The following is an 18,357-nucleotide window of genomic DNA, read 5'->3' on the forward strand; positions in this document are numbered from 1 at the left end:
CATCCCGCTAGCGTAAACTAAATAATACAGCCCCGATCGTCTTGATTGGGGCTTTTTTTATTTCTTTTGTACTCGTGTACTGGTACAGTGCGTCACACCCATTGTGGGAAAGTATTTTTGACTGGAGATTTCGGTAAATGGCGACACTAACCACTACGGCAACCCGTCCGTCCCTGTTTGGCGGCGTGGTGATCATCGGCGGCACGATTATCGGCGCGGGCATGTTCTCGCTGCCGGTGGTGATGTCCGGCGCGTGGTTTTTCTGGTCGCTGGCGGCGCTGGTCTTCACCTGGTTCTGCATGTTGCACTCCGGTCTGATGATCCTCGAGGCCAACCTTAACTACCGGATCGGCTCCAGCTTCGACACCATTACCAAAGATCTGCTCGGTAAGGGCTGGAACCTGGTCAACGGCGTGTCGATCGCCTTTGTGCTGTATATTCTGACCTACGCCTATATTTCAGCCAGCGGCTCGATACTGCATCATACGTTTAGCGAGATGTCGCTGAACGTACCGGCGCGGGCGGCGGGTTTTGGCTTTGCGCTGCTGGTGGCATTTATCGTCTGGATGAGCACCAAAGCGGTGAGCCGCATGACGGCTATCGTGCTTGGCGCCAAGGTGATCACGTTCTTCCTGACCTTCGGCAGTCTGCTGGGGCACGTCGAGCCGACGACGCTGTTTAACGTCGCGGAAAAGAACGCCTCCTATGCGCCATACCTGCTGATGACGCTGCCGTTCTGCCTGGCCTCGTTTGGCTACCACGGCAACGTGCCGAGCCTGATGAAATACTACGGAAAAGATCCACGTACCATCATCCGCTGCTTAACCTACGGTACGTTGCTGGCGCTGGGTCTGTACGTGGTCTGGCTGCTGGTGACGATGGGCAATATCCCGCGCCCGCAGTTTATCGACATCGCGCAGAAGGGCGGCAACATTGATGTGCTGGTGCAGGCCCTGAGCGGGGTGCTGAACAGCCGGAGCCTGGATCTGCTGCTGGTGGTGTTCTCTAATTTTGCCGTCGCCAGCTCGTTCCTTGGCGTCACGCTGGGGCTGTTCGACTACCTGGCGGATCTGTTTGGCTTTGACGACAGCGCGCTGGGGCGCTTTAAAACTGCGCTGCTGACCTTTATTCCGCCGATGATTGGCGGGTTGGTGAAACCCGATGGCTTCCTCTACGCCATCGGCTATGCCGGCCTGGCGGCGACGATCTGGGCGGCGATTGTACCGGCTCTGCTGGCTCGCGCCTCGCGTAAACGCTTCGGCAGCCCACAGTTCCGCGTATGGGGCGGAACACCGATGATTGTGCTGATCCTGCTGTTTGGCCTGGGCAATGCGGTCGTGCACATTCTGTCGAGCGTTAATCTGCTGCCGGTTTACCAGTAAGAGGCTTACCCGGTGGCGCGACGTCCACCGGGCCTGGATTTTGATTAACCCAACAATTCCTCTTTCACCTGCATCGCTAAATCGAAAGAATGCAGGCGCGCCTGGTGGTCGAAGATCTGGCCATTGACCATGATTTCGTCCGCCTCGGTTTCCCGCAAAATCGACTCCAGGCCGTGGCGGACTTTGGTTTTATCACCCACCAGCGACATGCGCAGCGCCTGCTGCACGCCATACTGCTCGGACGCTGACCACAGCTGATGCATATTTTCCACCGGCGGCGGCAGCTGTCCGGTTTCGCCGCGACGTAGCTTCACAAACGCCTGCTGCATGGAAGTGAAGAGAAACTCCGCATCGCGGTTGCTGTCGGCGGCGATGATATTAATGCACACCATGGCATACGGTTTTTCCAGCCGCGCTGAGGGCGTAAAGTTGCTGCGATACAGGTGCAGGGCCTGGAACAGCATATCCGGCGCGAAGTGCGAAGCGAATGCGAACGGCAGGCCGAGCTGCGCCGCCAGCTGGGCGCTGTAGAGGCTTGAGCCCAGCAGCCACACCGGAATTCGTTCGCCATAGCCAGGAACCGGGCGCACGTGCGGGTTCGGATCGCGGGCGTCAAACCAGTCCACCAGTTCCGCGACATCGCGCGGGAAGTTATCGACATCGCCGCTCATATGGCGACGCAGGGCGCGCATGGTGGGCTGATCGCTGCCCGGCGCGCGGCCAAGGCCGAGATCGATACGCCCGGGATAGAGGGTATTCAGGGTGCCGAACTGCTCGGCAATCACCAGCGGAGAGTGGTTGGGCAGCATCACGCCACCGGACCCCAGATGCAGGGTGGTGGTATTGGCCGCGAGATAGCCAATGAGCACCGAGGTCGCTGCGCTGGCAATGCCGACCATATTGTGGTGCTCCGCCAGCCAGTAGCGGTGATAGCCGCGCGATTCGGCCAGCCGGGCGAGATCCAGAGAGTGGGTAAAGGCTTCTTTAGCAGAAGATCCTTGCGGGATCGGCGCCAGATCGAGCACCGAGAACGGAACAGATTTGTCAGTCATAAAGGCTCACTTTGCTACAGCATCGTCATCAGATTGAAGGTCTTCTTCCAGCCTGGCGCATCCAGGACGCGCCAGCCAGAAAAGCTGCATCTTTAATAATGCATTAAAATCTGAGCACTGCTGTTAACAAAGTGAGCGGTTTATCAGGCCTGCAGCGCCAGCCCAGGCAGCCGTTTCCAGTAGCCGTTGCAATCGCTGTTGCCGGTGAGCGCCAGCGGCGCAGCGCCGTTTTCATTGGCGCGGAAGGCGTCGAGCATGGCGAAGGTCTCGTTGCCCATCGGCGACAGGCGCACCATATCCACCAGGCCGTGCATGGACGTCAGCTCATTGCCCAGGTTGTAGACATAGCCGCTCATGGTCTGGATACCGTTGAGCACGAACACCTGCTGGTTCTCCTGGGACAGCATGCTGCGCCCGGTTGGGTACTTGATGCAGCAGGTCTCGCACTCATCCTTTGGCCGATCTTCCGAGCGGGCGGTAAAGCAGCGGGCGGAATAAGCCAGCGGCAGATGGCCGTAGCTCAGCACTTCGACTTCAAACTGATTGCGAATACCCAGCTCTTCGCACTGGGTCAGTAAATTAGCCAGCCAGTCGCGGGAAAGCTCCACCGGCATGCACCAGCGCACCATACCTTGCTTAAGCAGCAGACGCAGAGTGACGGCGTTGTAGCAGTTCAGCGCATGCCCGGCGACGAACGGCAGCTTGCGTTCGGCGCAGAGGTTCACCACGCCCAAATCGCTGGCCTCAATCAGGAACTCACCGTTATCGACATAGCGCTTCAGCTCGCCCAGTTCAGAGGAGGCCTGCACCAGCGCGAGGGTAGACAGCACCACCTGCTTGCCGCTGCCGGCCAGCGCTTTCGCCATCTCGATCCAGTCGCCGACTTTGGTGGCGCGGCGTTTGCTGCACACCGCTTCGCCGAGATAAATGGTGTCGGCGCTGCAGTTTGCCGCCTGCTGGTAAAAATCTTCCAGCGTCTCTTTTGGCCAGTAGTAAAGCACCGGCCCTAATGAATATTTCATGTTTCTCACTGCCATTTACGGTGATAGGCGCCAAGGGTGGTTTGTGTCCCTTCGGACATGGAGCCAAGGGTTTCCATCCATGCGGATTGCGGCACGAAATTCTGCGGATCGGCTTTGCAGCGATCGATCGCCTGGCGCCAGACTTTCGCCACCTGGGTGACGTAGGCTGGGCTGCGCTGACGGCCTTCGATTTTCACTGAGGCGATATTGGCGGCCATCAGCTCCGGCAACAGTTCCAGAGTGTTGAGGCTGGTGGGCTCCTCCAGCGCGTGATAGCGCTCGCCATCGACCAGGTAGCGGCCTTTACACAACGTTGGGTAGCCAGCGTTTTCCCCATCCTGATAGCGGTCAATCAGCACCTCATTGAGACGCGATTCCAGCCCCTGCGGGGTTTGCTGCCAGCGCACGAAGCGCGCAGGCGAACAGGCGCCGACGGTGTTGGGCGATTCGCCGGTCAGGTAGGAAGAGAGATAGCAGCGGCCTTCCGCCATGATGCACAGGCTGCCGAAGGCAAAGACTTCCAGCGGCACCGGCGTGGCGCGGGCCAGCTGTTTCACCTGGTGAATAGATAACACCCGCGGCAGTACGACGCGCGCCACGTCGAAGTTGCGATGATAGAAGCGAATGGCCTCTTCATTGGTGGCGGAAGCCTGTACCGACACATGGCGTTCTATATGCGGATAGCGCTCCGCGGCGTACTCCAGCATGGCGATATCGGCCAGAATGAGCGCATCGGCGCCCAGCTGAGCCGCCATATCCACCGCGCGCTGCCAGCGGGCGTAGCCGTCGGGGTGGGCGAAGGTGTTGATGGCGATATGCAGCTTACGACGGTGCTGATGCACAAAGCTGACGGCTTCCTGCAGTTTCTTTTCGGTGAAATTAAGGCCGGCAAAGTGGCGGGCGTTGGTGTCATCTTTCAGCCCGATATAGACGGCATCGGCGCCGTTTTCGATGGCCGCCTTAAGCGCCGGAAGGTTACCGGCTGGGCAGAGCAGCTCCATAATTTTTCCTGAAAAATGCGGCCCGTCAGGGACGCTGAATGGTTAACGAGCAGGGATTTTAGTTAACCTTCTGGTGACAATTTTTGATTTGAGGCAGTTAAAAGTGTATTGGCGGCGCCAATAACTGGCTGCCGTCATCGCGTTTTTGTTGATTTACGCCGCTATGTTGTTTATGTGATATGGCACAATAGCGGCACAATTGCATTCATGGAGTAAAGCTTGTGTTGGATAAACTGCGTTCCCGGCTGGTCCACTTTGGCCCGTCTTTAATGAGCGTGCCGGTTAAGCTGGCGCCTTTTGCCCTCAAGCGCCAGGTGCTGGAGCAGGTGCTTAGCTGGCAGTTTCGCCAGGCGCTGGCGGAGGGTGAGCTGGAGTTTCTCGAGGGGCGCTGGTTAAGTATTCATGTGCGTGACATCGGTCTGCTGTGGTATACCTCGGTAGTCGATGGTCGCCTGGTGGTCAGCCAGCAGGCCGACGCCGACGTCAGCTTCAGCGCCGACGCCAGCGATCTGTTAATGATCGCCGCGCGCAAGCAGGATCCGGATACGCTATTCTTCCAGCGTCGTCTGGTTATTGAAGGCGATACGGAGCTGGGGCTGTATGTAAAAAATTTGATGGACGCCATTGAGCTCGAGCAGATGCCCAAAGCGCTGCGCGTGATGTTGCTGCAACTGGCGGATTTTGTCGAAGCTGGACTGAAGAGCCCGCAGAAACCTGAACAGACATCGGTAGGTGAGGCATGCTGATTCGAGTGGAAATTGGGATTGATGCACCGGGAATCGACGCGCTGCTGCGTCGTACCTTCGGCCGCGATGCCGAAGCGCAGCTGGTGCACGATCTGCGTGAAGATGGACTGATCACGCTGGGGGTAGTGGCGACGGATGATGAAGGCCAGGTGATCGGCTACGTTGCCTTCAGCCCGGTTGCGGTGGAAGGTGAAGAGCTGCAGTGGGTCGGCCTGGCGCCGCTGGCGGTGGATGAACGCTATCGCGGACAGGGCATTGGCCGGCAGCTGGTCTATGAAGGGCTGGATTCGCTGAATGAGTTTGGCTATGCCGCGGTGGTGACGCTGGGCGACCCGGCGTTATACCGTCGCTTTGGTTTTGAACCGGCCGCGCGCTTCGATCTCCGCTGCCGCTGGCCGGACAGCGCGGAGGCGTTCCAGGTGCATCGCCTGGCGGATGACGCCCTCGAAGGCGTCCACGGCCAGGTCGAATACAGCGACCACTTTAATCGTTTTTGAGCCTTGCCAGCAGGGTTTCAACGGTATCCTCTCCGGCAACGAGGCGCTCTTTTTCGCGCTTCGTTAGCTGCTTAATGCGGTATTCCAGCCGCAAAGCAAGTGAGTGTTCACCAACTTCATGACTAAAGGCCAGTCGCAGGTCGCCTTTGCCGCGCAACGCCTTCGCGCCTTTCCCTGCCTGATGCTGGCGAAAGCGGCGCGGCACATCGGTGGTGATGCCGGTATAGAGGCGATTATCCGCGGTTCGAATGAGATACAGAAACCAGCACACGGTCACAAAGTCACTATGGTAAGGTGTATGCACCATAGCATAATGGAGAAGAAAGATGGATACGCTTGCCGCCATTGGCCGCTGGCTGAGTAAACAGCACGTCGTCACCTGGTGCGTCTCCCGTGACGACGAGCTGTGGTGTGCGAATGCCTTTTACGTCTATGACCCGGATACCGTGGCCTTTTATCTGCTCAGCGAGGAGCACACCCGCCACGGCCAGATGACCGGCGAGCGGGCGAAGGTGGCCGGGACGGTCAACGGTCAGCCCAAGACCGTGGCCTTGATCCGCGGCGTGCAGTTCCAGGGCGAGATCCGTCGTCTGCGCGGCGACGAAGAGGCGCGAATGCGCCAGCGCTACGTCAAGCGCTTCCCGGTGGCCCGCATGCTGTCGGCGCCGGTCTGGGAGATTCGTCCGGACGAAATCAAGTTTACCGACAACACGCTGGGGTTCGGGAAAAAGCTACACTGGCGGCGCGATGCCGGCGCCGAGCAGGCGTAGCGCTTCGCGATTGAAGGCCGGCAGATCGTCCGGCGTTCTGCTGGTGACCAGCTGTTCGTTATCGACCACCACCTCCTGGTCGTAAAACTCGCCCCCGGCGTTTTTCACATCCACCACGATCGGTTTTACCGCCGTGAGCTTGCGCCCGCGGATCACATCGGCGCTGATCAGCAGCTGCGGGCCGTGGCAGATGGCGAAGACCGGCTTCCCGCCGTTGACAAAATCGCGCGTAAAGGTGACAAAGCGTTCATCCCCGCGCAGCTGGTCCGGGGAATAGCCCCCTGGCAGCAACAAGGCATCAAATTCACCCGGTGTGACGTCATCAATGGCCCGATCGATGGCGACCTCTGCTTCTCCCTGTTTACCCTTCACCGTCTTGCCAGCCTGCTTTTCGATCGTCACGACCTGATGCCCGGCGAGCTTAAACGCCTCGGCGGGAGAGGTAAATTCAGAATCTTCAAAGTCGTCGGTAATGAGCACGGCTATCTTTTTACTCATGCTTCCTCCGCTGTCTGGATGGTCAATGAGGTAATTCCATGATGATGGTGGATACTTACCTTGTAAGGTATTAAGCCTGGAACATGAGCGCGAAAGTGCAAGGCAGAGAATTCCGTAAAGGAGAATCAATGAGTCAGGTATTATTGACCGGCGCGACCGGGTTAGTTGGCGGTCACTTACTCCGGCTGCTGCAGAATGAGCCCCGCATCAGCACCATCGCTGCCCCGACGCGTCGCCCACTGGCGCCGGCGGAAGGCGTGTTTAATCCGTACGATCCGCAGCTGACCGATGCCCTGGCGCAGGTGGTCGACCCGGTCGACATTGTCTTCTGCTGTCTGGGAACGACGCGCCGGGAAGCGGGAAGTAAAGAGGCCTTTGTCCATGCCGACTTTACGCTGGTTGTTGATACGGCGCTGACCGGCAAACGGCTAGGCGCTCAGCATATGCTGGTGGTCAGCGCGATGGGCGCTAACGCCCACTCGCCGTTTTTCTACAATCGGGTGAAGGGGGAAATGGAGGCGGCGCTGATCGAGCAGGGATGGCCGCGGCTGACTATTGCCCGGCCGTCGATGCTGTCAGGCGAGCGGGAAAAAAAACGGGCCAATGAGACCTTCCTCGAACCGCTGTTCCGACTCTTACCGGGGAACTGGAAATCCATTGCGGCACGCGACGTGGCGATTGCCCTGCTGGAGGAGGCGCTGTCGCCCACTCACGAAGGGGTGCAAATTCTGTCATCGTCCGAGCTGCGGGAGCGCGCCGCGCGGCACGCGGAATAGCGGTTTGCAAACGCAGGCTTCCGGCGTAGTATTCACGGCTTCAATTCATATCCACATTTCTTGCTGGGGAATGCTATGGCTGGTCAGTCTTCATCTCAGGCGGCGTCACCATTTCAATGGTGGAAACCCGCGCTTTTCTTTCTCGTCGTGATTGTCGGCCTGTGGTTCGTCAAATGGCAGCCGTACTACGGGAAAGCCTTCACTGCGGCGGAAACCCACAGTATCGGTAAATCCATTCTCGCCCAGGCCGACGCTAATCCGTTAAAGGCGGCGTGGGACTACGCGATGGTTTACTTCCTTGCCGTCTGGAAAGCGGCGGTGCTCGGCGTGCTGCTCGGGTCGCTGATTCAGGTGCTGATCCCGCGCGACTGGCTGCTGCGCACCCTGGGGCAATCGCGTTTTCAGGGGGCGCTGCTGGGGGCGATTTTCTCGCTGCCAGGCATGATGTGCACCTGCTGCGCCGCGCCGGTCGCGGCCGGGATGCGCAAACAGCAGGTGTCGATGGGCGGGGCGCTGGCGTTCTGGATGGGCAATCCGCTGCTCAACCCGGCGACATTGGTGTTTATGGGCTTTGTTCTGGGCTGGCAGTTTGCGCTGGTTCGCCTGGTGGCGGGCCTGGCGACGGTGCTGATTGTCGCAACGCTGGTGCAAAAATGGGTAAAAGAGGCGGCGACGCAGCCTGCCGTGGTGCCTGAAGCGCAACCGGAAGCGGCCCAGGGCGGTTTCTTTAGCCGCTGGCTGCGGGCGCTGTGGACGTTGTTCTGGAACACCATCCCGGTTTATATCCTTGCGGTACTGGTGCTGGGGGCGGCGCGCGTCTGGCTGTTCCCGCACGCTGATGGCGTGGTGGATAATACCTTGTTCTGGGTCATCGCGATGGCGATCGCCGGCTGCCTGTTTGTGATCCCTACCGCGGCGGAAATTCCGATTGTCCAGACGATGATGCTGGCAGGGATGGGCGTCGCACCGGCGCTGGCGCTGCTGATTACGTTGCCGGCGGTGAGCGTGCCGTCGCTGATTATGCTGCGCAAAGCCTTCCCGGCCAAAGCGCTGTGGCTGACCGGCGGGCTGGTGGCGCTGTGCGGCGCGATTGTCGGTGCGCTGGCGCTGGTGTAGTGTGCTGTAAACGTACGGATAGCCGGATGGTGTGCCGGGCGGCGCTACGCCTAACCCGGCACATAACGAACAGGGGACTGCAGCCCGGCTAAGCGTAGCGCCAGCCGGGAAACTGCAGCTTTATTTGATGTAGGTAAAGGCGGTAGTCACCCGGGACACGCCGCTCACCCGGCTGGCGATATCCGCCGCCGCGCGGCCTTCACGGTCGGTCACCAGTCCCATCAGGAAGACTTCGCTGTTTTCCGTGGTCACCTTCACGTTCGAGGATTTGACCTGATCGGTGCCCAGCAGCTGCGAACGCACCTTGGTGGTAATCCAGGTATCAGAAGAGGCGGTGCCTAAACCAATCGGCTGGCCCTGGCGCACTTCGTTAAACACTTCCGTGGTTCCTTCCACGCCCATGGCGATTTGCTTGGCGCGGGCTGAGAGGTCCGGCGTCGGCGACTGACCGGTCAGCAGGACTTTGCCCTGATAAGCGGTAACGTTGATGCGGGCCTGTTTCTTAATCTGTTCATCTTTCGACAAGGCGCTATTGACGCGCAGTTCCAGGGTGCTGTCATCGACCTGGGTTCCCACCGTACGCGGGTCCGTTGCGGCTTTAGTGCCGACTGCTGCCGTTCCGACTACCGCGGCGGCAACGCAGCCCTGCAGCAGTAGTGCAGAAAGCAGGATGGCGAGGGGCGAGAGAGCCTTCATGTGTTCTCCTTAATCGTCCTGGTGTGGAAAAAGAGTGTTATCTATCAAATCGCACAGACAGTTGACGGTCAGCATATGCATCTCCTGGATACGCGCGCTGCGGTGCGAGGGGATGCGAATTTCGACATCCTGCTGACCTAACAGGCCCGCCAGCTCACCGCCGTCATAGCCGGTCAACGCGACGATGGTCATGTCGCGGGTCACGGCGGCTTCCACTGCCTTGACGATGTCCCGGCTGTTACCGCGCGTGGAGATTGCCAGCAGCACATCGCCGGCATGTCCCAGGGCGCGCACCTGCTTGGCGTAAATCTCGTCATGCAGGCGATCGTTAGCGATGGCAGTTAAGACCACATTATCGGTGTTTAGTGCAATGGCGGGTAAACCAGGGCGTTCCGTTTCAAAACGATTAATCATGCTGGCAGCAAAATGCTGTGCGTTGGCGGCGGAAGTGCCATTACCACAACAGAGGATTTTGTTGCCGTTGAGCAGGGACTGCACGAGCGTCATCGCCGCCCGGGAGATGGCGTCCGGGAGTGCTTCTGCTGCGGCAATTTGGGTTTGAATGCTTTCGGTAAAGCAGGCTTTGATTCTGTCGAGCACGGGATCCCTTACTTCTGGTATTACGCTATTCGCCAAAGGCGTTTTTTAGCCATTGGATGTCGTTTCCGGTGAAGGCTACCACATCGAAACGGCAATCCACAGTCTCAAAGCTCCCATTCTGTCGGCAGAGCCACAAACGGGCGGCTTTAAGGAGGCGTTGCTGTTTTTGCGGGGTGACGCTGGCCGCCGCGTCACCGTACAGGGCGCTGCGGCGGTAGCGCACCTCGACAAAGACGGTGACGGCGCCGTCGCGCATGATGAGGTCAATTTCGCCGCCACGCTCGCGGGCGTTGGCGGCGATAAAACGCAGGCCCTGGCCTTCCAGCCAGCGGCGAGCACGGTGTTCCCATGCATCGCCGGTCTGTTTGCTTAGCTGGCCGGGACGATTTGTCCCTGCTGGTACTTGAGCCATGACAGTTTCCTGTTAATCACGCAGTCCTGAGTCGCCGTCAGATCGCCGGTATTCCCGTTCAGCTCGAAGCCCGGCGTCTGGCGCATTTGCGTGAAGTGGTTTGCCAGCGACCAGGCGTCAGCGCCCATCGCATACAGACGCGCCAGCGAGTAGTCATTGCGCACCGCAGACAGCGCCTGCTGCATCAGCGCCGGGTTGCTGCCAGCCAGCATCGGGATTTCGCTATACTGCAGGCCTTCCATCTCCAGACGGAAATCCGGACCGGCGGTGCCCTGCGCGCTGCGCGAGCTGGCGTACAGGGTGACATTGCTCTGGCTGCCGTTGCGCATCGCGATCATGGGTTTGATATAGCCAATCTGTTCCGGGGTGGCGAGGATGTAGGCCGCGTCGACGCTGCCGCCGCTGCTAACCGGCATCTCATCCGCACTGCCGAGGACGCTGTTCTGCGCTGATGGCAGGGTGGAGACCGGGGTGCCGCTCAGCGCAATGCCCCCTCCGCCGTTAACGCCAGCGCGCAGCTCCGCCGTGGAGCCAAAACGCTGCTGCAGAACGCTGGCGCCGCCCAGCTTCAGCCACTCGTCGGCAAACGCGCTGACCACACGATCGCCCAGCGCGCCGCGCGGAACCAGCAGCAACGGCGTCTGTTTGCCCTGTTGATGGATATGTCGGGCGGCGTCACGCGCTTCGTCTTCCGGCGACAGCGCGAAATAGCAGATATTAGCGCGGCCTTCGACTTTCTCCGGCTGGTTGAGCGCCAGCACGTTGAGCGGCGTATTGCTCTTGATAACATCTTCGACGTTCTCTTTCAGCAGCGGTCCGACGACGAGGGTGGCGCCGTCCTGCTGAGCCTGAGCAAGCAGCTGGCCGATCGGCTGGCTGGTGGTATCGTAAATTTTCAGTTCTGCCGAGGGGTTGGCGGCGGTGGCGACCACTGGCTGCGGCTGTGCGGCCGGGGCAGTGACCGGCTGGGTGGCCGGAGAGGCGGTGGTCTGCGGCGCGGCGACCGCTGCCGGGGCCTGAGCGGCCGGCTCCGCGGCTGGCGTTGCCTGGGTTTGCGCCGGGGCCTGCACCGGTTCAGCGCGACTTCCGGTAGCCGTAAGATCGGTAATTTCCGCCTGCGACGGGCTTACCACGTCATCATTACCGGACGCGTTCGCCGCCTGGGCGACCTGAGCGGGAACCGCGCTGCCCGTCACCGACGGCGCGCCGTTTTTGGCGGCTTCGAAGCCCTGCTGGATGGTACGGCCGAAGATCGACGCCTGGCCGTTCAGCGGCAGGAAAAGCGCAATCTTGTTGATGGAGGCGGGCTTATAGTTTTGCATGTTCACCAGCGCCGTCGGCAGCATTTTGGCGCCCGGGTTTTGCGGGTAGCGCGTCTGCCAGTCTTTGACGCCGGCTTTCAGCAGCGTGGGATCGTTGCGGTTGTCAAACCACATCCGCTGCAGATCCAGCCAGCCCTGGAGGGTATTTTCATCGGCATTGATCACCAGCGCATTGGCCTGATCCTGGGTCATCGCGGTCAGCGCTTGCCAGGTCGCGTCAATATTTTGCTGGCGCTGTTTGGCATCGCTCAGCAGCGGCTGCTGGGCGATTAAGGCCCGCAGCAGCGTAACCGATGGTTTACCCTGGCTGGCATCGATTTGCGCCTGCCAGTAGCGCGCCTGCTGAGGCTGCTCCAGGCTTGCCGGGTCAAGCTTAGCCAACAGCGTACGGGCCCCCTGATAGTCGTTCTGCGCCAGCTTCACTTCTATCGCCAGCAGTGACTGTTCACGGGCCTGGGTGCTGTCCAGGTTCGACGGCAGCTGGTTAAACAGGTCGATGGCCTGCTGCTTCTTTCCTTCCTGCAGCAGTGCACGAATGGCGAGTAATTGCCAGTTGGTCTTGCTATCATTCGTGCTTTGCTGCATCTGCTGCAAGTAGAAACTGGAGTTGGCCTGCGACGTACCCTGCATAAACGCCGTACTTTGATCCTGCGTGTGGGTGCCGCAGCCAGCAAAAAGAAGAGTAGCCAGCAATACGGGCAGACAGCGCGCGGGCTTAGAACGAAGAAATGTTGACGGTACCATAAGTGTCCAGTGATATTTTTTTGGCTCAATGCTCAATATTAAATCGGCAATACGGACGAGACAATGAAACAACACGAATCAGCGGATAATTCTCAGGGGCAGCTCTATATTGTGCCCACTCCGATAGGAAATCTGTCTGATATCACGCAGCGCGCACTGGAAGTGTTGCAAGCCGTTGATTTAATTGCTGCGGAGGATACCCGCCACACCGGTTTGCTGCTGCAGCATTTTGCGATTAACGCCCGCTTGTTTGCGCTTCATGACCATAACGAGCAGCAAAAGGCGGAAACACTTCTCGCTAAACTGAAAGAAGGGCAAAACATCGCGCTGGTCTCCGATGCCGGCACGCCGCTGATTAACGACCCAGGCTACCATCTGGTGCGCACCTGTCGTGAAGCGAATATTCGCGTCGTACCGCTGCCGGGACCCTGCGCGGCCATCGCCGCCCTCAGCGCCGCCGGTTTGCCCTCCGATCGTTTCTGCTATGAAGGCTTCCTGCCGGCGAAATCGAAAGGCCGTCGCGATACCCTGAAAGCGCTGGAAGAAGAACCGCGCACCCTCATCTTCTACGAGTCGACCCACCGGCTGGTGGAGAGTCTGGAAGATATCTGCGCGGTACTGGGAGAATCCCGCTACGTGGTGCTGGCCCGCGAGCTAACCAAAACCTGGGAATCGATCCACGGGGCGCCGATTGGCGAGCTGGTGGCGTGGGTCAGGGAAGACGAAAACCGTCGCAAAGGCGAGATGGTGCTGATCGTCGAAGGCTTTAAGGCGCAGGAAGAGGCGCTGCCGGCGGCGGCGCTGCGTACCCTGGCGCTGCTGCAGGCGGAGCTGCCGCTGAAGAAAGCCGCTGCGCTGGCTGCGGAGATCCACGGTGTGAAGAAGAATGCGCTGTATAAGTATGCCCTGGAGCAGCAGGGGGAGTGATCCTGTAAAACCAGTGAAAGCCTGGCAAGCCGCCCTTGAGATTGTGAAGGGCGGCTTGAGCGTCATCCGACATGTCGGAAGAAATGTCGGAAGAAATGTCGGAAGAAAAGTGCAGCCCGCCTTCCTTGCCGCACAGCACCCCTAACCAACCAGCCCGGATAAATCCGGGCTTAACGTGGTTAAACCCTTACGCTCTCGATCAGGTCACCGGCGCCGGGTTAAACACCGCCAGCTGGTTATGCAGACCCCATTGATCGGAGAAGGTTTTCTTGCGTCCGCTGGCCACGTCTAGAATGAATTCGAACAGCTTCAGCCCCACATCCTCAATCGTCTCTTCGCCGGTGGCGATGGTGCCGGCGTTAATGTCCATTAAGTCATACCAGCGGTTAGCCAGCTCGGTACGGGTCGCCATTTTTATCACCGGGACCGCCATCAGTCCGTAAGGCGTGCCGCGGCCGGTGGTGAATACCTGCACCGTGATGCCAGAGGCCACCTGCTGGGTGCCGCAGACAAAATCGCTGGCGGGGGTGGCAGCGTAAATCAGGCCGCGTTTGGTCGGGCGCTGCCCAGGGGAAAGCACCTCAACGATGGCGCTTTTGCCTGATTTGGCAATCGACCCCAGCGCTTTTTCCACCACGTTGGCCAGGCCGCCTTTCTTGTTGCCGGGGGAGGGGTTGGCGCTGCGGTCGGTTTTGCCCATGTCGAGATAGTTATCGTACCAGGCCATCTCTTCCAGCAGGCGTTGACCCACCTCTTCGTTGATCGCCCGCGGGGTCAGCAGATGGATAGCGTCGCGGACTTCGGTCACCTCTGAGAACATCACCGTCGCGCCGCAGCGCACCAGCAGATCGGAGGCGTAACCCACCGCCGGGTTGGCGGTCACGCCGGAGAAAGCGTCGCTGCCGCCGCACTGCATACCCACCACCAGCTCAGAGGCCGGGCAGGTTTCCCGCTGACGCTGGTTGAGTTTCGCCAGATGGCGCTCGGCGACCTGCAGAATGTCATCGACCATCGATTTAAAGCCCACGTGCTTTTCATCCTGCAGGCTGACGATGCTGGCGCTGTCCACCGGGATGCTTTTGACATCTTCGGTCCCCTGCAGCAGGCGTTCGGGCTGCAGCTTTTCACAGCCAAGGCCAATGACCATCACCTCGCCGCCGAAGTTCGGGTTAAGGGCGATATTGTGGATGGTGCGAATCGGCACCACCGCCGCTGGCGCATTAATCGCTACGCCGCAGCCATAGAGGTGATTCAGACCCACCACGCCGTCGACGTTGGGATAGTTCGGCAGCAGGTCGCGTTCAATGAGTTTCACCACGTAATCGACCACGCCCGCAACGCAGTGCACGCTGGTGGTGATACCCAGCAGATTTTTGGTGCCCACGCTGCCGTCGGCATTGCGGTAGCCTTCGAAGGTGTAGCCTTCCAGCGGCGGTAGCGGGGCGGGCACTTTGGTGGCCAGCGGCAGGGTGTTCAACGGCGGGGCGGTAGGCAACTCCACTAACGACTCGTCAATCCAGCTTCCCTGGGGGATGTCGCGCACCGCGAAGCCAATCACTTCTCCGTAACGGATAATTTCACCGCGGGCAGGGATATCCGCCAGGGCGACTTTATGCCCCTGTGGGATGTGCTCGATGAGCGTCAGGCCGTCCGGGAAACGCGTTCCGGCGGTCAATCCCCGATCGTTGACAATAATCGCCACATTATCTGTTGGGTCAACTTTTATATAAAACGCGGTCGGCGATGGTTGTCGAATTGAAATATCGGCCATTGTCCAGTTATCTCCAAACAGGTGCTAAAAATATAATTAAATGGTCATTCTGGCGCGGTAGAGCAGAATAATGAAATAAAGAATGTCAGGTGTGTCGGCATGAAGATGTGATCTAAATCACTCCTTATCGCCATGGACGCGTGCGGTGGGCGGGCAATCGTAAGAAGTGTGGATTAGCGCCCATGGCTTAAGGCGATTGCCCAATTTAAGCTTTTAAAAATGTATTTATATTGTGTTTATGCATAGTGTCTGGCGAGTTGGCGCTGACTATACTGAGTCGTGTTTTTGTGACGTCCGATATCTGCATGGTTGGCCTTTGAATCGCGGGTTAATAATTTAGCCGTGACCTAATGAATAATAAAAAATGGTTAATTTGCGATGGGCTGACATTTTCCGGACTCAAGGTCAGGGAATAAAAAAGGACACCCATTCGCCGGTTTACTCTGCGGATAATATTTGGGGTCAGGCGATACGCTTTTCCAGCCTGATGGGGCTCTCTCGCCGGGCTGGTGATATAACGAATGAATTGCAGAAGTTAGCAACGGTTAACGCAAGGTAAAAATCATGGATAACGCAATTTTCCCGAACAAATTTAAGGCCGCGCTGGCGGCTCATCAGGTGCAGATTGGCTGCTGGTGCGCGCTGGCCAATCCGATTAGCACCGAGGTGTTGGGTCTGGCGGGTTTCGACTGGCTGGTACTGGACGCGGAACACGCGCCGAACGACGTCACCACGCTTATCCCGCAGCTTATGGCGCTGAAAGGCAGTTCCAGCGCTCAGGTGGTTCGCGTGCCGACCAACGAGCCCATCATTATTAAGCGCATGCTGGATATCGGCTTCTATAACTTCCTGGTGCCGTTTGTCGAGACGGCTGAGCAGGCGGCGCAGGCGGTGGCTTCTACCCGCTATCCGCCGGAAGGGATCCGCGGGGTTTCCGTTTCCCATCGCGGCAATATGTTCGGCACTGTGCCGGACTACTTCGCCCAGTCCAATAAGAACATTTCCGTTCTGGTACAGATTGAGAGCCAGATCGGGGTGGACAACGTCGAGGCGATTGCCGCGACCGAAGGTGTCGACGGCCTGTTCGTCGGCCCGAGCGACCTGGCCGCCGCGCTAGGTCATCTGGGCAATGCCGCCCATCCTGAGGTGCAGCGCGCCATCCAGCATATCTTCGCCAGCGCGAAGAAGCACGGTAAGCCAAGCGGCATTCTGGCGCCGGTGGAGGCCGATGCGCGGCGCTACCTGGAGTGGGGCGCCTCTTTTGTCGCCGTCGGCAGCGATCTGGGCGTCTTCCGTTCCGCAACCCAGAAACTTGCTGATGCCTTTAAAAAATAGTCACCAGGATGAAGAGAGAGAACAATATGACAATCAAAGTGGGTTTTATCGGTCTTGGCATTATGGGCAAGCCGATGAGCAAAAATTTGCTGAAGGCGGGTTACTCGCTGGTGGTGTCTGACCGTAACCCGGAAGCGATTGCCGACGTGATTGCCGCGGGCGCAGAGACCGCGACCACGCCGAAGGCGATTGCCGAGCAGTGCGACGTGATCATCACCATGCTGCCGAACTCGCCGCATGTCAAAGAGGTGGCGCTGGGGGAGAACGGCATTATTGAAGGCGCGAAACCGGGCACCGTGGTGATCGACATGAGCTCTATTGCGCCGCTGGCCAGCCGGGAAATCAGCGAAGCGCTGAAGGCTAAAGGCATTGATATGCTGGACGCGCCAGTAAGCGGCGGCGAACCAAAAGCGATCGACGGCACCCTGTCGGTAATGGTCGGCGGCGACAAGGCGATCTTCGACAAATATTACGAGCTGATGAAAGCGATGGCCGGCTCCGTGGTGCATACCGGCGACATCGGCGCGGGCAATGTGACCAAACTGGCCAATCAGGTGATTGTCGCCCTGAACATCGCGGCCATGTCCGAAGCGCTGACTCTGGCCACCAAAGCCGGCGTCAATCCGGATCTGGTTTATCAGGCGATCCGCGGTGGTCTGGCGGGGAGTACCGTGCTGGATGCCAAAGCGCCGATGGTGATGGATCGTAACTTCAAGCCGGGCTTCCGGATCGATCTGCATATTAAAGATCTGGCCAATGCGCTGGATACCTCCCACGGCGTGGGCGCTCAGCTGCCGCTGACGGCGGCGGTAATGGAGATGATGCAGGCGCTGCGTGCGGACGGTCTGGGCACCGCTGACCATAGCGCGCTGGCTTGTTACTACGAAAAGCTGGCGAAAGTGGAAGTGACTCGCTAACAAGAAGAGCTCTGCGCGGCCCGGTGGTTATGCCTGGCGCAACAGCATCAGACTGCCACGGCGGGGCGAGCCTGGACGCGGTATCGGCGTCGTCTTCCGCGTGTTTACCTCGGTTGCGACGCAGGAAGCGGCGTTTCGCGCGCGTTGGACAATATTTCTCGTGCGTCGCGCAATAGCGCTGCCGCCCTGCAGGGCGGGATGACGACAGAGGGATGACAACGGGCGGTAAACCCACTATACTGCGCGCCGAAGCTGACCAGACAGTCGCCGCTTCGTCGTCGTCCTCTTTCGGGGGGAGACGGGCGGAGGGGAGGAAAGTCCGGGCTCCATAGGGCAAGGTGCCAGGTAACGCCTGGGGGGTGTCACAGCCCACGACCAGTGCAACAGAGAGCAAACCGCCGATGGCCCGCGCAAGCGGGATCAGGTAAGGGTGAAAGGGTGCGGTAAGAGCGCACCGCGCGGCTGGTAACAGTCCGCGGCACGGTAAACTCCACCCGGAGCAAGGCCAAATAGGGGTTCATAAGGTACGGCCCGTACTGAACCCGGGTAGGCTGCTTGAGCCAGTGAGCGATTGCTGGCCTAGATGAATGACTGTCCACGACAGAACCCGGCTTATCGGTCAGTTTCACCTCTTTATGTCAAAACCCCGCTTCGGCGGGGTTTTGCTATCTGAATCCGTGACGCAGATGAATGACTGTCCACGACGCTATACCCAAAGAAAGCGGCTTATCGGTCAGTTGCAACTATCTCTATAAAACCTCTCGATGAAGGTG

19 protein-coding genes and 1 other RNA gene are annotated in these 18,357 nt (G+C 59.2%); 10 read left to right on the forward strand and 10 right to left on the reverse strand.

The window, feature by feature from the left end; genetic code table 11:
- The first annotated feature begins 137 nt into the window (after positions 1-137).
- On the forward strand, positions 138-1,382 hold the full coding sequence (gene mtr, locus MKR05_RS24015; RefSeq protein ID WP_032454170.1) for a tryptophan permease: 1,245 nt from the start codon (positions 138-140) through the stop codon (positions 1,380-1,382).
- A gap of 44 nt (positions 1,383-1,426) precedes the next feature.
- On the opposite strand, the gene MKR05_RS24020 is transcribed toward mtr, so the two are convergent.
- The 3 genes from MKR05_RS24020 to MKR05_RS24030 all read right to left on the reverse strand — a co-directional run bounded on the left by MKR05_RS24020 (position 1,427) and on the right by MKR05_RS24030 (position 4,457).
- A complete protein-coding gene (locus tag MKR05_RS24020) occupies positions 1,427-2,434 on the reverse strand; it encodes an LLM class flavin-dependent oxidoreductase (RefSeq protein ID WP_017899898.1) in 1,008 nt (335 codons plus the stop codon).
- Positions 2,435-2,577: 143 nt separating this feature from the next.
- Positions 2,578-3,456, reverse strand: coding sequence for a U32 family peptidase (locus MKR05_RS24025; RefSeq protein ID WP_023291112.1), 879 nt, complete (start codon positions 3,454-3,456; stop codon positions 2,578-2,580).
- Between the two features lie 5 nt (positions 3,457-3,461).
- Positions 3,462-4,457 carry a peptidase U32 family protein gene (locus tag MKR05_RS24030; protein WP_004206164.1) on the reverse strand — a complete coding sequence of 332 codons (996 nt, stop codon included), beginning with the start codon at positions 4,455-4,457 and terminating at the stop codon, positions 3,462-3,464.
- Positions 4,458-4,678: 221 nt separating this feature from the next.
- Between MKR05_RS24030 and MKR05_RS24035 the strand changes: the two genes are divergently transcribed.
- The gene (locus tag MKR05_RS24035; RefSeq protein ID WP_002918231.1) at positions 4,679-5,203 is read left to right on the forward strand and encodes an SCP2 domain-containing protein; all 525 of its coding nucleotides are present in this window, start codon (positions 4,679-4,681) and stop codon (positions 5,201-5,203) included.
- Complete coding sequence (locus tag MKR05_RS24040; protein WP_023291110.1) at positions 5,197-5,700, forward strand: GNAT family N-acetyltransferase; 504 nt, start codon at positions 5,197-5,199, stop codon at positions 5,698-5,700. Before MKR05_RS24035 ends, MKR05_RS24040 begins: the two co-directional genes overlap by 7 nt.
- Here MKR05_RS24040 and MKR05_RS24045 read toward each other — a convergent pair.
- Complete coding sequence (locus MKR05_RS24045) at positions 5,687-5,977, reverse strand: GIY-YIG nuclease family protein (protein WP_032429219.1); 291 nt, start codon at positions 5,975-5,977, stop codon at positions 5,687-5,689. The two genes, MKR05_RS24040 and MKR05_RS24045, sit on opposite strands and share 14 nt — an antisense overlap.
- Positions 5,978-6,026: 49 nt before the next feature.
- On the opposite strand from MKR05_RS24045, the gene MKR05_RS24050 reads away from it, so the two are divergent.
- Positions 6,027-6,470 (forward strand): YhbP family protein, encoded by a 444-nt coding sequence (locus MKR05_RS24050; RefSeq protein WP_023291108.1) that lies wholly within the window; start codon positions 6,027-6,029, stop codon positions 6,468-6,470.
- Here MKR05_RS24050 and MKR05_RS24055 read toward each other — a convergent pair.
- A complete protein-coding gene (locus MKR05_RS24055) occupies positions 6,432-6,968 on the reverse strand; it encodes a type 1 glutamine amidotransferase domain-containing protein (protein WP_004206160.1) in 537 nt (178 codons plus the stop codon). The two genes, MKR05_RS24050 and MKR05_RS24055, sit on opposite strands and share 39 nt — an antisense overlap.
- Before the next feature lie 128 nt (positions 6,969-7,096).
- On the opposite strand from MKR05_RS24055, the gene MKR05_RS24060 reads away from it, so the two are divergent.
- Together MKR05_RS24060 and MKR05_RS24065 are read left to right on the forward strand one after the other, a co-directional pair.
- Entirely contained in the window at positions 7,097-7,744 is a 648-nt protein-coding gene (locus tag MKR05_RS24060; protein ID WP_248569172.1) for an NAD(P)H-binding protein, read from the forward strand.
- A gap of 75 nt (positions 7,745-7,819) precedes the next feature.
- On the forward strand, positions 7,820-8,860 hold the full coding sequence (locus MKR05_RS24065) for a permease (protein WP_284118886.1): 1,041 nt from the start codon (positions 7,820-7,822) through the stop codon (positions 8,858-8,860).
- Between the two features lie 120 nt (positions 8,861-8,980).
- Here the strand turns inward: MKR05_RS24065 and dolP are convergent, their stop codons facing one another.
- From dolP to MKR05_RS24085, 4 genes are read right to left on the reverse strand one after another with little or no spacing between them, the layout of a single operon-like run.
- On the reverse strand, positions 8,981-9,556 hold the full coding sequence (dolP, locus tag MKR05_RS24070) for a division/outer membrane stress-associated lipid-binding lipoprotein (RefSeq protein ID WP_023291105.1): 576 nt from the start codon (positions 9,554-9,556) through the stop codon (positions 8,981-8,983).
- Between the two features lie 9 nt (positions 9,557-9,565).
- Positions 9,566-10,156, reverse strand: a complete 591-nt coding sequence (gene diaA / locus MKR05_RS24075) for a DnaA initiator-associating protein DiaA (RefSeq protein WP_002918211.1) — start codon at positions 10,154-10,156, stop codon at positions 9,566-9,568.
- A 25-nt stretch (positions 10,157-10,181) separates the two neighbouring features.
- Complete coding sequence (locus tag MKR05_RS24080) at positions 10,182-10,568, reverse strand: YraN family protein (protein ID WP_023291104.1); 387 nt, start codon at positions 10,566-10,568, stop codon at positions 10,182-10,184.
- On the reverse strand, positions 10,526-12,634 hold the full coding sequence (locus MKR05_RS24085) for a penicillin-binding protein activator (RefSeq protein WP_050533704.1): 2,109 nt from the start codon (positions 12,632-12,634) through the stop codon (positions 10,526-10,528). The genes MKR05_RS24080 and MKR05_RS24085 overlap by 43 nt, the downstream gene beginning before the upstream one ends.
- A 63-nt stretch (positions 12,635-12,697) precedes the next feature.
- On the opposite strand from MKR05_RS24085, the gene rsmI reads away from it, so the two are divergent.
- Positions 12,698-13,561 (forward strand): 16S rRNA (cytidine(1402)-2'-O)-methyltransferase, encoded by an 864-nt coding sequence (gene rsmI / locus MKR05_RS24090; RefSeq protein WP_023291102.1) that lies wholly within the window; start codon positions 12,698-12,700, stop codon positions 13,559-13,561.
- Positions 13,562-13,760: 199 nt separating this feature from the next.
- Here the strand turns inward: rsmI and garD are convergent, their stop codons facing one another.
- On the reverse strand, positions 13,761-15,332 hold the full coding sequence (garD, locus tag MKR05_RS24095; protein ID WP_023291101.1) for a galactarate dehydratase: 1,572 nt from the start codon (positions 15,330-15,332) through the stop codon (positions 13,761-13,763).
- Between the two features lie 564 nt (positions 15,333-15,896).
- On the opposite strand from garD, the gene garL reads away from it, so the two are divergent.
- The 3 genes from garL to rnpB all read left to right on the forward strand — a co-directional run bounded on the left by garL (position 15,897) and on the right by rnpB (position 18,215).
- Positions 15,897-16,667, forward strand: coding sequence for a 2-dehydro-3-deoxyglucarate aldolase (garL, locus tag MKR05_RS24100; protein WP_049014794.1), 771 nt, complete (start codon positions 15,897-15,899; stop codon positions 16,665-16,667).
- 26 nt (positions 16,668-16,693) lie between these two features.
- Entirely contained in the window at positions 16,694-17,584 is an 891-nt protein-coding gene (garR, locus tag MKR05_RS24105) for a 2-hydroxy-3-oxopropionate reductase (protein ID WP_032454164.1), read from the forward strand.
- A 248-nt stretch (positions 17,585-17,832) separates the two neighbouring features.
- An RNA gene (gene rnpB, locus MKR05_RS24110) (RNase P RNA component class A) lies at positions 17,833-18,215 on the forward strand.
- Positions 18,216-18,357 lie beyond the last annotated feature (142 nt).

It is taken from the genome of Klebsiella sp. K5-204 (assembly GCF_030128585.1).
GTDB classification, from domain to species: domain Bacteria; phylum Pseudomonadota; class Gammaproteobacteria; order Enterobacterales; family Enterobacteriaceae; genus Klebsiella; species Klebsiella quasipneumoniae.